The organism is Nocardioides jejuensis (assembly GCF_004337475.1).
GTDB lineage: Bacteria > Actinomycetota > Actinomycetes > Propionibacteriales > Nocardioidaceae > Nocardioides > Nocardioides jejuensis.
Window position 1 is genome coordinate 1 of the sequence record NZ_SJZJ01000041.1, and the last position, 13,858, is coordinate 13,858.

Sequence of the window (13,858 nt, forward strand, 5' to 3'; positions counted from 1 at the left end):
ACCCGGCCGGGTCGGGGGTCGATCCGCCCGACGACACCCGCAGCGCCGCTCATGGCGGCCTGCCTCGGCCTGCTCGGAGGGTGGTCCCTCCGCCCCCTCGCCCTGTACGCCGACCACACCGTGCCGCGGGTCGGCTGGCTCCAGGTGGGGGTGATCGCCTTCGTCGCGGTCATCCTGGCCGGCACGGCCTGGATCACCTGGCGCGAGCTGCAGGTCAACCGCCAGTGGCTCGAAGCCCATCGCGCCGTCAACCGCCTGATGTGGGCGAAGTCCTGCGTCCTGGTCGGCGCGTTGCTGGCCGGCGGCTACGCCGGCGCGTTCGTCAGCTGGCTCGGCGTCGCGGGGGAGGCCACGACGGGCAACCTCGTGCGGAGCGGCTGCGCTGCCCTGGCGAGCGTGGGCGTGGTCGCCGCCGCGATCTGGCTCGAGCGCGCGTGTCGCGTCCGCGACGACGAGGACGCCGACCTAGCCTGAAGCATGGCCACTTCCGCATCACGCCGTCGTCAGCGCAGCACCCGACTCACCGTCGCGACCGTCCTGCTGGTGATCGCGGCCGTGGTGGTCATCGCCGGAGTCGCCTCCGGCTCGTTCGTGCTCACGGCGGGCGCGGCCATCGCTGCGCTCGTCCTCGGTGCTGCTGCCACGAAGATCACGGCCTCGGAGCTCGCCCAGTCGCGTCGCGAGGCCGCCGCCGACCGTGCCCGCCAGGCGCGGGAGTACTCCGAGCTGACGGCCGTCCGCGCGAAGGAGAACGCCGCGTTCATCGCCGGCATGGAGACCCGCATCGAGGAGCGCCAGAAGCTGATCGGCGAGCTCGAGCTGGCGCTCTCCGGCGCGCAGCGCACCGTCGCCGAGACGACCCTGAAGCTGGGCCAGGAGGCCCGCCGCGCGGAGCAGGCCGAGACCCGTCTGCTCGACGAGTCCCGCCGGCTCGACGACGCCGAGACGCGCGCCGCCGAGGCGATCGTCACGGTCGCCGAGCTCGAGCAGGAGCTCGTCGACCTCAAGGCCGAGCTGCACGCCTGGCAGGACGCCGCCACGGCGCCGAAGCGCGCCACCGCCTGATCCGACCCGGCACGTCCCGAGGCCTCGCCCCACGATTGTTCGGGCGACGGTCTGAGAGTGTTCTCACGACGCGCCTCGGCTGGCGCGGATCGGGTTCCCCGTGGCGGATAGGGTGTCGGCCATGCGCAACGAGTTCCGGAAGTACGCTCCGGCGCCTCTCAAGGCAGCCGCCCGCAAGGCCCGTTCCCGCCTGGCCGGCCAGGAGCCCGGTGCTCCCGCCGGCACCGTGTCGCCGCTCGAGGACGAGCGGTTCGGCACCTGGTTCGGACGGGTGGCGTGGAACCTCCTCGGAGAGGAGCGCGTTCCCGAGCTCCCGCTGGCCGGTTTCGACCCGAAGCTCGCCAACGACACCGTCGCCGCCGCCAAGGCCGCTGCTGCCGCCGCGTCGTACGTCGACCGGATCGCGAGCGGTGACGACACCACCACCGCCGCCATCGGCACGATCCGCGCGATCCTCGCGACGCGTCGTCGCCCGGTGGCCCGTTCGTTCGCCGCCGGTCTGGCCAACGGCCCCGACGGCGAGCGCGTCTCGCGCGCCGGCTTCGCCCTCTGCCTCATCGCGATGGAGCGCCGCACCTCCGCATGGGAGCAGCTCAAGGAGCTCGACGCGCCGTTCCTCGCGCAGCACCTTCCGGTCGAGACCGTCGACACCGCCCTCGTCCTCGGCACCCCCGAGGCGCTCGAGCTGGCCCTGCACATCGGTGACGACCCGACCGCGCTCAGCACTGAGGCCGTCGTCGCCCTCGCGGGCCGCTACCTGATCGCCGGTCACGTCGACCTGGCGCGCAAGGTGCAGGCCGAGGCCCTCACGCGCACCGGCCTGGACGAGGCCAGCGAGCACCAGCGCGCCAACGTGACCCGCTGGCTCGAGCCGGCGCCGGCCGTCGAGCCGGTCGAGGGCCGGATCAACTTCGGTGTCTTCGACTACTACCAGCCGGACTTCCCGTTCGCCTCCGGCAACGTGGGCGACTACGTCCAGACGCTGGCGATGATGGGCAACCTCGCGCGCTTCCAGGACGTCACCTACCACGGTGCCGACGGCCTCGGCGAGCTCACGAACCAGCTCCAGTCGCGCGTGCGCACGGAGCTGAAGATCACCGACGGCCCGTCCGCCGAGGTCGAGCTCCACCCGGTCTCGCGTGACTACAGCGAGGGCGACAACCTGCCGGAGAACACCTGGCTGCTCGCCTTCGGCTGGCACATGCACCCGCTGTTCAAGATCCGGCACGGCATGCCGTACCACCAGAACCTCAACCCGATCTTCGTGGCGTTCCACATCAACCGCCCGGCGCTGCTGACGCCCGAGACGATCGAGTACCTCAAGGCCCACGGCCCGATCGGCTGCCGTGACTGGACGACGGTCTACCTGCTGCTCAGCGCCGGCGTCGACGCCTTCTTCACCGGCTGCCTGACGACCACGGTCAACGCGGTCTTCAAGGACCGTGACCAGGTCGAGCAGGACCCCGACCAGGTCATCGCCGCCATCGACGTGCCGCTGCGCAAGGTCAAGTCGCGCGAGCGGCCGATCGAGCAGATCAGCCAGGTCGGCATGGAGTACCGCCACCTCGACCTCGTCGGTGGCGTGAAGGCTGCTGACGACCTGCTGCAGACCTACCTGCGTCGCTACGCCCGCATCGTGACCAGCCGCCTGCACTCCTACCTGCCGGCCACGTCGCTTGGTGTCGAGGTCAACTTCAAGCCGCACGTCCCCGGTGACGTGCGCTTCGACGGCCTCTACGGCATGCAGCCGACCAACGAGCCCTTCGTCGAGATGCGTGACGGCATCCGTGCCCTCCTGAAGGAGACCTTCGGCAAGGTCTTCGCCGGCGGCACGAAGGAAGAGGTCTACGCGCTCTGGGCCGAGCTCAACGCCGCCAAGGTCGCCGAGGCCAAGGCACGCTTCAACGCGCCGGCCACGGACATCTCGCACCTCATCGACACGGCCTCGCTCGTCGCCCAGGTCAAGGCCTCTGCCGACGCGTACGGCCCGCACGACACCGTCGACGCGGCGAACGTCGCCGACATCGCGCTCAGCACCGACGAGAACTTCCGCCACCTGCTCCCGGTGACACTCGAGTCGATCGTGACCAACTCCAGCACGCCGGTCCGCGTGTGGATCACGGCCCGCAACCTCGACGCGTCGTACCGCAAGTGGCTCAGCGCCGCGTTCCCGCAGGTGCCGATCACGTTCCTCGACTACACGGGGATCACCTACGGCGTCATCGGCCGGATGATCGAGCACATCACGGTCGCCACGATGGACCGCCTGCTGCTGCCCGAGGTCCTCTCCGACCTGCCGCGCGTGACCTACATCGACATCGACACGGTCACCCTCGGTGACGCCGGCGAGCTGGCCGCGACGGACCTCAAGGGCTTCCCGCTCGGTGCGCGGACGTCGGTCTACAGCGGCGCGGAGATCTGGCGTGCCGCGGGCAACAAGCTCAAGCCGACGGTCGCCGCCGAGCTCCGGCGCACGATGTCGGTGGCGCACCCGTTCGACTTCGCCAGCCTCAACGCGGGCGTCCTCGTGCTCGACCTCGAGCGGATGCGTGCCGACAACTTCGTCGAGCGGTTCGTGCCGATGGCTCCGGCCTACGGCCTCAACGACCAGGACGTCCTCGAGGCGTACGTCGGCGGCGAGCGCTTCGAGCTCGACCCGCGCTGGAACGCGCTCCCCGTCATCGAGTCGGTGGACGGTGCGGGCATCGTCCACTACGCCGGTGCCGGCAAGCCGTGGGAGCCGGGCATCGTGCCGAGTGGCGCCCTGTGGCGCGAGTACTCCGCGCGGCTCGCGGAGCGTGCGGGCGAGGTCCCGCCGCTCGAGGCGTCGCTCGACGCCTGATCGACTGACTCCATCACCACAGGGTCCGTGCAGTGCACGGGCCCTGTGGCGTTCTCAGGAGCCGTCGGTGAGCAGGCGCTCGGCGATCGCGAGGTCGAGCGGACCGGTCACCTTCATGTTGCGGTCCTCGCCCTCGACGACGTGCACGGCCACGTCCGGGAGGTAGCGCAGCACCACCGAGCAGTCGTCGGTGGCCACGAACGCCGGGTCGGCGAGCGCCACGTCGTACGCCCGCTGGAGGACGCCGGCGCGGAACCCCTGCGGGGTCTGGGCCCGCCACAGCTCCGCCCGCGGAGGTACGTCGACCACCCGGCCGTCGCTGTCGGCCCGCAGGATCGTGTCGCTCGAGCGCACGGCGACCCCGACGGCGGAGCGGGTCTCGAGTGCGGCCAGGCAGTCGCTGATGATCCGTGGACTGACCAGCGGGCGCGCCGCGTCGTGGACCAGCACGTCGGCGTCCCGGAGGTCGTGGGAGGCGAGCCACTGCAGCGCTGCGACCGTCGAGTCGCTCCGTTCGGCACCGCCCTCGATGACGTCCAGGACGCGGGGATAGGGGGTTGCGACGACCCGCGCCGCGTCGACGTACCCCTGCGCCATGACGACGAGGACGCCGTCGATTCCGGGGTGGTCGTGGAGTGCGGCGAGGGCGTGCTCGAGGATCGTGCGGCCGTGCAGCTCGGCGAACTGCTTGGGCATCCCGAGGCCTGCGCGTGCCCCGATGCCGCCGGCCAGCAGGACCGCGACGCTGCGACGGGCACTCTCCATGCCGCGAAGTCTGCCGCACGTGTGACGTCGTCCGCGTGACCCACCCCACCCCGCAGGCCGTTCCACGCGCTGCGGGGTCGGCGTACCGTTGTCGTCAAGCAGTTCTCCCAGCACACGTCCGGTACCCACACCGACTCCCTCCGGGGAGTGGTCGGAGGGACTGGAACGAAAGGCTTGAAGACAATGACCGCACCACTCCGGATCGGTGTGATCGGCGCTGGTCGCGTCGGCACCGTCCTGGCGACCGCCCTGCGCGCCGCCGGCCACGAGATCGTGGCCGCCGCAGGTGAGTCGGCTGCCTCCCGCACCCGCATCGAGACGATGCTCCCCGGCGTCCGCGTCGCCAAGCCGACCGCCGTCGCGCGGGCCTGCGACGTCCTGCTCCTCACGGTCCCCGACGACATGCTCGGCAACGTCGTCACGACCCTCGCCGACGCGGGCGCCCTGCGCGCCGGCCAGCACGTCGTGCACACCTCGGGCCGCCACGGCCTCGCCGTGCTCGCGCCGGCTGTCGCCGTGGGTGCGCGGCCGGTCGCCCTGCACCCCGCGCTCACCTTTACCGGCACCGACGTGGACCTCCCGCGGCTGGCCGGCTGTGTCTTCGGCGTGACCGCTGGCGACGCCGAGCGACCGCTCGCCTCCCTCCTGGTCGACGATCTCGGTGGCCGGATCATGTGGGTGCCGGAGGAGCGTCGCTCGCTCTACCACGCGGCCCTCGCCCACGGCGCGAACCACCTGGTCACCCTCGTCTCGCAGGCGATGGAGATGCTGGCCGCTGCCGGCGTCGCCGACAGCGCAGGACCGGGAGGCGTGGCCCCGGCGGACACCCTCCGCCCGCTGCTCGAGGCCGCGCTCTCCAACGCCCTGGCCTACGGCGACGCCGCCCTGACCGGGCCGATCGTGCGCGGCGACGTCGAGACGGTCCGCGCCCACCTGCGCGTGCTCGCCACCTCGACCCCCCAGGACCTCCCGTCGTACGTCGCCATGGCGCGCGCCACGGTGGGTCGTGCGCTTGCCGACGGTCGTCTCGAGGGCCGCCGGGCTGCGGAGATCCTGATCCTTCTCGACGCGGTGAAGGTGACCGCGTGACCGCCCTCGCCAGCACCCGCGCCGAGCTTGCCGCCCTGCTCGAGCCCGCCCGTCGGGCCGGCCAGCAGGTCGGCTTCGTGCCCACGATGGGCGCCCTGCACGAGGGTCACGCCAGCCTGATGCGGGTCACCCGCGAGCGAGTCTCGGGCGGTCCCGTGGTCGTGAGCATCTTCGTCAACCCGATGCAGTTCGGCTCCGGCGAGGACCTCGACCGCTACCCGCGCACGCTGCCGGCCGACGTGGAGATCTGCACCGCGGAGGGCGTCGACATCGTCTTCGCGCCGAGCGTCGAGGAGATGTACCCCCACGGCGTACCTGCTGCTGACCGTGAGCCAGACGGCGTGACCGTCGTACCTGCTCCGGGGGTGGCGGACATCCTTGAAGGGGCGGTCCGGCCGGGCCACTTCCGCGGCGTACTGACCGTGGTGGCCAAGCTCTTCGGCCTGGTCCAGCCCGACGTCGCGGTCTTCGGTCAGAAGGACTACCAGCAGCTCGCGCTGATCCGCCGCATGGCAGAGGACCTGTGCATGGGTGTCGAGGTCGTGGGTGCGGAGACGCAGCGCGACACCGACGGCCTCGCCCTGTCCAGCCGCAACCGCTACCTCTCCGCCGAGGAGCGCGCCACAGCACTGAGCCTCAGTGGTGCGCTGCGCGCCGCCATCGCGGCTGGCGTCGATGGAGTGCAGCCTGCGCTCGACGCCGCGCACGCCGTGCTCGCCAAGGAGAGTGGCGTGGATCTCGACTACCTCGTCATCACGAGCCCCGGCCTCGGCCGTCTCACCGATGACTTCCATGGCGAGGCCCGGATCCTCGTCGCCGCCCGCGTCGGCACGACGCGTCTCATCGACAACCTGCCCATCCACATCGGAGCCTCGACCACCACCGGCGGGGACTCCACCACCCAGGGAGACAACTGATGTTCCGCACCATGATGAAGTCCAAGATCCACCGCGCCACCGTGACGCAGGCCGACCTGCACTACGTCGGCTCCGTGACGGTCGACGAGGACCTCCTCGACGCCGCTGACCTCCTGGCCGGCGAGCTCGTCCACATCGTCGACGTCACCAACGGCGCCCGCCTGGAGACGTACACGATCGCCGGCGAGCGCGGCTCCGGCGTCCTCGGCATCAACGGTGCCGCGGCTCGTCTGGTCCACCCCGGCGACGTCGTCATCCTGATCGGCTACGGCCAGATGACGACCGAGGAGGCGCGCGAGTACAAGCCGAACGTCGTCTTCGTCGACGCCGACAACAAGATCCTCGCCACCGGCTTCGACCCCGCCGAGGCGATCGAGGGCTCCGGCCTGCTGCGCGGCGACGTCACCGCTGCCCGCTAACCTGCCGCAATGCAGCCCCTCCAGAACGCCGGGATCCCCGGCCGCCTCAGCGCGCCCCAGCCCGGCTGGACGACGCGCGCCGACGTGGTGGTCATCGGGTCCGGCATCGCCGGTCTGACGGCGGCCCTCCGGATCCGCGCGGAAGCGCCCGACCTGAGCGTGCTCGTCGTGACGAAGACGGTGCTCAACGCCGGCTCCACGCAGTGGGCGCAGGGCGGTATCGCCGCGGCGTTGGGCGAGGGGGACACACCGGAGCAGCACGAGGTCGACACCCTGATCGCGGGTGCCGGTGCGTGCGACCGCGCTGCCGTGCAGGTGCTCGTCACCGAGGGTCCGGAGGCTGTGCGCGAGCTGATCGCGCTCGGCACCAACTTCGACCACCACGACGGCGTCCTCTCCCTGACCCGTGAAGGTGGCCACCACCGCGACCGCATCGCTCACGCGGGCGGCGACGCGACGGGCGCCGAGATCCAGCGCGCCCTGATCGCCGCCATCGAGCGCGACCCGAGCATCGAGGTCATCCAGCACGCGCTCGCCGTTGACCTGCAGCTCGATGCCGCGGGTGGCGTGGCCGGTGTGACCCTGCACGTGCTCGGCGAGGGCCAGATCGACGGCGTCGGCGCCGTCCACTGCCGGGCTGTCGTCCTGGCCAGTGGCGGCATGGGCCAGGTCTTCAACCAGAGCACCAACCCCGCCGTCTCGACCGGAGACGGCATGGCGCTCGCGCTGCGCGCGGGTGCTGTCCTGCGCGACCTGGAGTACGTCCAGTTCCACCCCACCGTCATGTACCTCGGCCCGGACGCCCGTGGCCAGCAGCCGCTCATCTCCGAGGCGGTCCGCGGCGAGGGTGCCTTCCTGGTCGACTGGGAGGGCACCCGCTTCATGCAGGGCGTCCACGAGCTGGCCGACCTGGCGCCGCGCGACGTCGTGGCCAAGGCGATCACGCGCCGCATGGAGGAGACCTCCAAGCCGCACATGTGGCTCGACGCCCGCCACCTCGGAGCGGAGTTCTGGGAGAAGCGCTTCCCGACGATCCTCGCCACGTGCCGCAGCCACGGCGTCGACCCGGTCACCGAGCTGATCCCGGTGGCTCCCGCGCAGCACTACGCCTCGGGCGGCGTCCTCACCGATCTCGAGGGCCGCTCCAACATCCCGGGCCTCTACGCGACGGGAGAGGTTGCCTGCTCCGGCGTTCACGGTGCCAACCGGCTGGCGTCCAACTCGCTGCTCGAGGGCCTTGTCTTCTCCCGCCGGATCGCTGCGGTCCTGCCCGCTGAGCTCCGACCCTGGTCCGAGCCGGTCGTCGACCAGCGCGAGCGGGGCATCGTCGGCGAGGTCGTGCGCCGCAAGGTTCAGAAGCAGATGACCAAGCGCGTCGGCGTGATCCGCTCCGCCGACAGCATGGCCCACGCGACGATCAAGCTCCGCGGCCTGCTGAACAAGAAGGCCGAGTTCGTCGGTCCGGACCAGTGGGAGGCGACCAACCTCCTGTCGATCTCGACGGCCCTGACCCAGGCGGCGACGCTGCGCGAGGAGACCCGCGGCACGCACTGGCGCGAGGACTTCCCCGAGCGAGACGACGCGCGCATGGCGGGTCACTTCGACACCGTTCTTCGTGGCGGCGAGCTGCTCACGACCTTCCAGCCGTCGCCGGCCACCGACGACGTCGCCGTCCCCGTCAACCAGCCCGCCACCCACTGAGTCCGGAGCCCGCCTGATGACCGCCTACGTGACGTCCATCGTCGCCCTCCCGTACGCCGAGCTGCCGGCGCCGCTCCTCGAGGAGCTGACCGCGGCGGGACTCGACCCGGAGCAGGTCTACGCCGACGTCGTCGCGGGCATCGCCGAGGACCTTCCGGGCGACGACGTCACCAGCTGGGCGACGATCCCTGCAGCCGACACGGACATCGCCGACTTCGTCGCCCGCCAGGACGGCGTGGTCGCCGGGCTCGCGCTGGCGGAGCTGGTCTTCCGCTACGTGATGGGCAACGAGATCCGGATCGAGCGACCGGTCGCCGATGGTGCCCACGTGGCCAAGGGCGACGTGCTGCTCACCGTCGAGGCGCCGACGGCGCTGCTGCTCACCGCCGAGCGCACGGCGCTGAACTTCACCTGCCACCTGTCGGGCGTCGCCACCGCGACGGCCGCGTGGGTCACCGTGCTCGAGGGCACCTCGGCCCGCGTCCGCGACACCCGCAAGACCATCCCGGGCTACCGCTCCTACGACAAGTACGCCGTGCGCTGCGGCGGCGGCGTCAACCACCGCCGCGACCTGACCGACCAGGCGCTGGTCAAGGACAACCACGTCATCGCGGCGGGCGGCGTGATCGCGGCGTACGAGCTGATCGCGAAGCGCTACCCGGACAAGCTGATCCAGGTGGAGGTGGACCGGATGTCGCAGCTGCAGGAGCTCCTGGACTACGGCGTCACCGAGATCCTGCTCGACAACTTCAGCATCGAGGAGACGCGTGCCGCGGTCGAGCTGACCGCTGGGCGGGCGCGCCTCGAGGCCTCCGGAGGGCTGACGCTCGAGTCTGCTGCGGTGGTCGCCGCCACGGGCGTCGACTTCATCGCCGTCGGCGCGCTGACCCACTCCGCGAAGGTCATGGACATCGCGATGGACCTCCGGGGCTGATGTGACCGCCTCGTCCGGGGGAACCCTCCTCGCCGCCGACATCGGCAACTCGACCACCGACCTGGCGCTGATGCGCTCGGGTGACGTGGTGGCGCACTGGCGGGTCTCCACGGACGACCGGCGCACCTCCGACGAGTGGGCGGTCTTGGTCCGGGGTCTGTTGGCGGAGTCGGTCGCCGAGATCACGGGCATCGCGGTCTGCTCGACCGTGCCGTCGGTGCTCCACGAGTGGCGCGAGATGCTCGCGTCGCACTTCCCCGGGGTGAAGAGCGTCGTGGTCGAGCCCGGTGTGCGCACCGGGGTCCCGGTGCTGATGGACAACCCGCGCGAGGTCGGCGCGGACCGGATCCTCAACGCCCTGGCCGCCGCGCACCACTACGAGGGCCCCACGATCGTGGTCGACTTCGGCACCGCCACGACGTACGACGTCGTCACCGCCGCCGGCCAGTACGTCGGTGGCGCCATCGCTCCGGGCATCGAGATCTCGCTCGAGGCGCTCGGGCGTCGCGGCGCCCAGCTGCGCAAGGTCGAGCTGCTCCGGCCGCGCTCGGTGATCGCCAAGAACACCGTCGAGGCGCTCCAGTCAGGCATGCTCTTCGGCTTCGCGGCGCAGGTCGAGGGCCTGGTCGCGCGGATGGTCCGCGAGCTCGGCGTCGCCGTCGACGAGGTCAACGTCGTGGCGACCGGTCACCTGGCGCCGCTGGTCTACGACGAGGTCGCGTGCTTCACCGACCACCGCCCGCGGCTCACGCTCGAGGGCCTTGCGCTGGTATTCGCGCGCAATTCCTGAATTCATTCTCTTCAACGGCGCGAATCGGACGTATTTTCCACATCGCATTCGCGCATCCCTTTCGGAATCAATTGCACATTGCTAACGTGCGGGCGAATCTTGAATTCGAAATCACTGAAGGAATGTGTCATGGCGCAGAAGGTTTCCATCGTCCTCATCGATGACATCGACGGTGGCGACGCCGACGAGACCGTGAGCTTCGCGCTCGACGGCACGTCCTACGAGATCGACCTGGCCTCGGCCAACGCCGCCCGCCTGCGCGAGGCGCTCGCGCCGTACGTCGGCCACGCCCGCAAGGTCGCGGGCGGTCGTCGCACCGCGGCGAAGAAGGCCGGCGCCTCCGGCGGCACCCGCGAGGTGCGCGAGTGGGCCCGGAGCAACGGCTGGCCGGACCTCGGCGACCGCGGCCGCGTCCCGGCCGACGTGCAGACCGCGTACGACGCCGCCCACTGACCCCAGTCGCCGAAACCCGGGTTTTGGCGAGCCCAAACTCGGGTTTTGGCGCGTTGAGACCCGGGTTTCGGCGTGTTCGCTGTCGGCGTACGACGATCCGGCGTCGCCGGGAACACGTAGGGTGGAGTCGGACGTTGGTCCGGGCGTCTGCTCCACTTCCGTGCACCCAGCGGGGGAGAGGCGGCAGGCCAGAATCAAGGGAGTGTGAGCGATGTTCGAGCGGTTTACCGACCGTGCCCGCCGTGTGGTGGTGCTGGCCCAGGAAGAGGCCCGCATGCTGTCCCACAACTACATCGGCACGGAGCACATCCTGCTCGGTCTGATCCACGAGGGTGAGGGCGTCGCCGCGAAGGCGCTGGAGTCGCTCGACATCTCTCTCGAGGCAGTCCGGGCCCAGGTCGAGGAGATCATCGGTCAGGGCCAGCAGGCTCCGTCCGGCCACATCCCCTTCACGCCGCGCGCGAAGAAGGTCCTCGAGCTCTCGCTGCGTGAGGCGCTGCAGCTCGGCCACTCCTACATCGGCACCGAGCACATCCTGCTCGGCCTGATCCGTGAGGGCGAGGGCGTCGCCGCCCAGGTGCTGCAGAAGCTCGGCGCCGACCTCAACCGGGTCCGCCAGCAGGTCATCCAGCTGCTCTCCGGCTTCCAGGGCAAGGAGGCGGCCTCGTCGGGCGCCCCGACCCAGTCCGGTGACGCGCCGTCGTCCTCGATGGTGCTCGACCAGTTCGGCCGCAACCTGACGCAGGCTGCCCGTGAGGGCAAGCTCGACCCGATCATCGGCCGAGAGGTCCAGATCGAGCGCGTGATGCAGGTGCTGTCGCGGCGTACGAAGAACAACCCCGTCCTGATCGGCGAGCCGGGCGTCGGCAAGACGTCCGTCGTCGAGGGCCTGGCCCAGGACATCGTCAAGGGCAACGTCCCCGAGACGCTCAAGGACAAGCACATCTACACGCTCGACCTGGGTGCGCTCGTGGCCGGCAGCCGCTACCGCGGTGACTTCGAGGAGCGCCTGAAGAAGGTGCTCAAGGAGATCAAGACCCGCGGCGACATCATCCTGTTCATCGACGAGATCCACACGCTCGTCGGTGCGGGTGCTGCTGAGGGCGCCATTGACGCGGCCAGCATCCTCAAGCCGATGCTTGCTCGTGGTGAGCTCCAGACCATCGGTGCGACCACGCTCGACGAGTACCGCAAGCACCTCGAGAAGGACGCCGCGCTCGAGCGCCGCTTCCAGCCGATCCAGGTGCCCGAGCCGTCGATCGCCGAGACGATCGAGATGCTCAAGGGCCTGCGTGACCGCTACGAGGCGCACCACCGCGTGACGATCACCGACGAGGCGCTCGTCTCCGCGGCGACCCTGGCCGACCGCTACATCTCCGACCGGTTCCTGCCGGACAAGGCGATCGACCTCATCGACGAGGCGGGCTCGCGCCTGCGGATCCGTCGCATGACCGCCCCGCCGGACCTCCGCGAGTTCGACGAGAAGATCGCCGACGTGCGCCAGCGCAAGGAAGCCGCGATCGACGGCCAGGACTTCGAGGCCGCCGCTGCCCTCCGCGACGAGGAGAAGCAGCTCATCGGCAAGAAGGCCGAGCGCGAGAAGCAGTGGCGCGCCGGCGACATGGACGTCGTCGCCGAGGTCGACGAGGAGCTCATCGCCGAGGTCCTCGCCGTCGCGACCGGCATCCCGATCGTCAAGCTGTCCGAGGAGGAGTCGACCCGACTGCTCAAGATGGAGGACGAGCTGCACAAGCGCGTCATCGGTCAGGAAGAGGCCGTCAAGGCGCTCTCCCGCGCCATCCGTCGTACGCGTGCCGGCCTGAAGGACCCGAAGCGCCCCGGCGGTTCGTTCATCTTCGCCGGCCCGTCGGGCGTCGGTAAGACGTGGCTGTCGAAGACGCTGGCCGAGTTCCTCTTCGGTGACGAGGACGCGCTCATCCAGCTCGACATGTCGGAGTTCTCCGAGAAGCACACGGTCTCGCGCCTCTTCGGCTCGCCTCCGGGCTACGTCGGCTACGAAGAGGGTGGCCAGCTCACCGAGAAGGTGCGCCGCAAGCCGTTCTCCGTCGTCCTCTTCGACGAGGTGGAGAAGGCCCACCCGGACATCTTCAACTCGCTGCTGCAGATCCTCGAGGAAGGTCGCCTGACCGACTCGCAGGGCCGTGTCGTCGACTTCAAGAACACCGTGATCATCATGACCACGAACCTTGGTTCGCGCGACATCAGCAAGGGAGTCAGCCTCGGCTTCCAGCAGGGCGCCGACACCGCTGGCTCCTACGACCGGATGAAGGCGAAGGTCTCGGAGGAGCTCAAGCAGCACTTCCGTCCCGAGTTCCTCAACCGTGTCGACGAGGTCATCGTGTTCCCGCCGCTGACGCAGGAGCAGATCATCGCGATGGTCGACAACATGATCGCGTCGGTCGAGAAGCGCCTGAAGGACCGCGACATGGGCATCGAGCTCACGCCGGCCGCGAAGGAGCTGCTCGCCAAGCGCGGCTTCGACCCGGTCCTGGGCGCGCGCCCGCTGCGTCGTACGGTCCAGCGCGAGATCGAGGACATCCTCGCCGAGAAGCTGCTCTTCGGTGAGATCGGTGCCGGGCAGATCGTCCTGGTCGACGTCGAGGGTGAGGGTCCGACCGCGACGTTCACCTTCGTCGGCCAGAAGGTCTCGGCCGTCCCGGACGTCCCCCCGCTGGAGACCACGGCGGACGGCCCGGCTGCCGAGCACCCGGAGACCGACGCGAGCTGATTCGCTCACTGATGACGGCCCCGTTCCCGCAAGGGAGCGGGGCCGTTGCCGTTTCTGCCTGACTGCCGAGACGAGGCCCGTGCCGCGCCGAGACGGGCCCTGTGCCGGGCACAAGCCTCGTCTCGGCGCGGCAC

Annotated in this window: 12 protein-coding genes; 11 read left to right on the plus strand and 1 reads right to left on the minus strand. The window is 70.5% G+C overall.

Translation table 11 applies throughout. The features are described from left to right. The 3 genes from EPD65_RS15815 to EPD65_RS15825 all read left to right on the plus strand — a co-directional run. On the plus strand, positions 1-474 hold a 474-nt coding region (locus EPD65_RS15815; protein WP_341539066.1), incomplete at its 5' end, for a DUF3180 domain-containing protein. Positions 475-477: 3 nt separating this feature from the next. Further along, positions 478-1,065 carry a hypothetical protein gene (locus EPD65_RS15820; protein ID WP_131585862.1) on the plus strand — a complete coding sequence of 196 codons (588 nt, stop codon included), beginning with the start codon at positions 478-480 and terminating at the stop codon, positions 1,063-1,065. Positions 1,066-1,186: 121 nt separating this feature from the next. After that, complete coding sequence (locus EPD65_RS15825) at positions 1,187-3,907, plus strand: glycosyltransferase (RefSeq protein WP_131585865.1); 2,721 nt, start codon at positions 1,187-1,189, stop codon at positions 3,905-3,907. A 54-nt stretch (positions 3,908-3,961) separates the two neighbouring features. Here the strand turns inward: EPD65_RS15825 and ispD are convergent, their stop codons facing one another. After that, entirely contained in the window at positions 3,962-4,672 is a 711-nt protein-coding gene (gene ispD / locus EPD65_RS15830) for a 2-C-methyl-D-erythritol 4-phosphate cytidylyltransferase (protein ID WP_131585868.1), read from the minus strand. A gap of 183 nt (positions 4,673-4,855) precedes the next feature. Between ispD and EPD65_RS15835 the strand changes: the two genes are divergently transcribed. The 8 genes from EPD65_RS15835 (at position 4,856) to EPD65_RS15870 (ending at position 13,724) form a co-directional block, all read left to right on the plus strand. After that, a complete protein-coding gene (locus EPD65_RS15835; protein ID WP_131585871.1) occupies positions 4,856-5,761 on the plus strand; it encodes a Rossmann-like and DUF2520 domain-containing protein in 906 nt (301 codons plus the stop codon). After that, positions 5,758-6,678, plus strand: coding sequence for a pantoate--beta-alanine ligase (panC, locus tag EPD65_RS15840; protein ID WP_131585874.1), 921 nt, complete (start codon positions 5,758-5,760; stop codon positions 6,676-6,678). The genes EPD65_RS15835 and panC overlap by 4 nt, the downstream gene beginning before the upstream one ends. Further along, positions 6,678-7,097, plus strand: coding sequence for an aspartate 1-decarboxylase (gene panD, locus EPD65_RS15845; RefSeq protein WP_131585877.1), 420 nt, complete (start codon positions 6,678-6,680; stop codon positions 7,095-7,097). Before panC ends, panD begins: the two co-directional genes overlap by 1 nt. Positions 7,098-7,106: 9 nt before the next feature. Further along, positions 7,107-8,798, plus strand: coding sequence for an L-aspartate oxidase (locus EPD65_RS15850; RefSeq protein WP_131585879.1), 1,692 nt, complete (start codon positions 7,107-7,109; stop codon positions 8,796-8,798). A gap of 16 nt (positions 8,799-8,814) precedes the next feature. After that, complete coding sequence (gene nadC / locus EPD65_RS15855; protein WP_131585882.1) at positions 8,815-9,732, plus strand: carboxylating nicotinate-nucleotide diphosphorylase; 918 nt, start codon at positions 8,815-8,817, stop codon at positions 9,730-9,732. Position 9,733: 1 nt separating this feature from the next. Then, on the plus strand, positions 9,734-10,522 hold the full coding sequence (locus tag EPD65_RS15860; protein ID WP_279387582.1) for a type III pantothenate kinase: 789 nt from the start codon (positions 9,734-9,736) through the stop codon (positions 10,520-10,522). A 129-nt stretch (positions 10,523-10,651) separates the two neighbouring features. Next, the gene (locus EPD65_RS15865) at positions 10,652-10,975 is read left to right on the plus strand and encodes a histone-like nucleoid-structuring protein Lsr2 (protein ID WP_131585885.1); all 324 of its coding nucleotides are present in this window, start codon (positions 10,652-10,654) and stop codon (positions 10,973-10,975) included. Between the two features lie 211 nt (positions 10,976-11,186). After that, positions 11,187-13,724, plus strand: coding sequence for an ATP-dependent Clp protease ATP-binding subunit (locus tag EPD65_RS15870; RefSeq protein WP_131585888.1), 2,538 nt, complete (start codon positions 11,187-11,189; stop codon positions 13,722-13,724). Positions 13,725-13,858 lie beyond the last annotated feature (134 nt).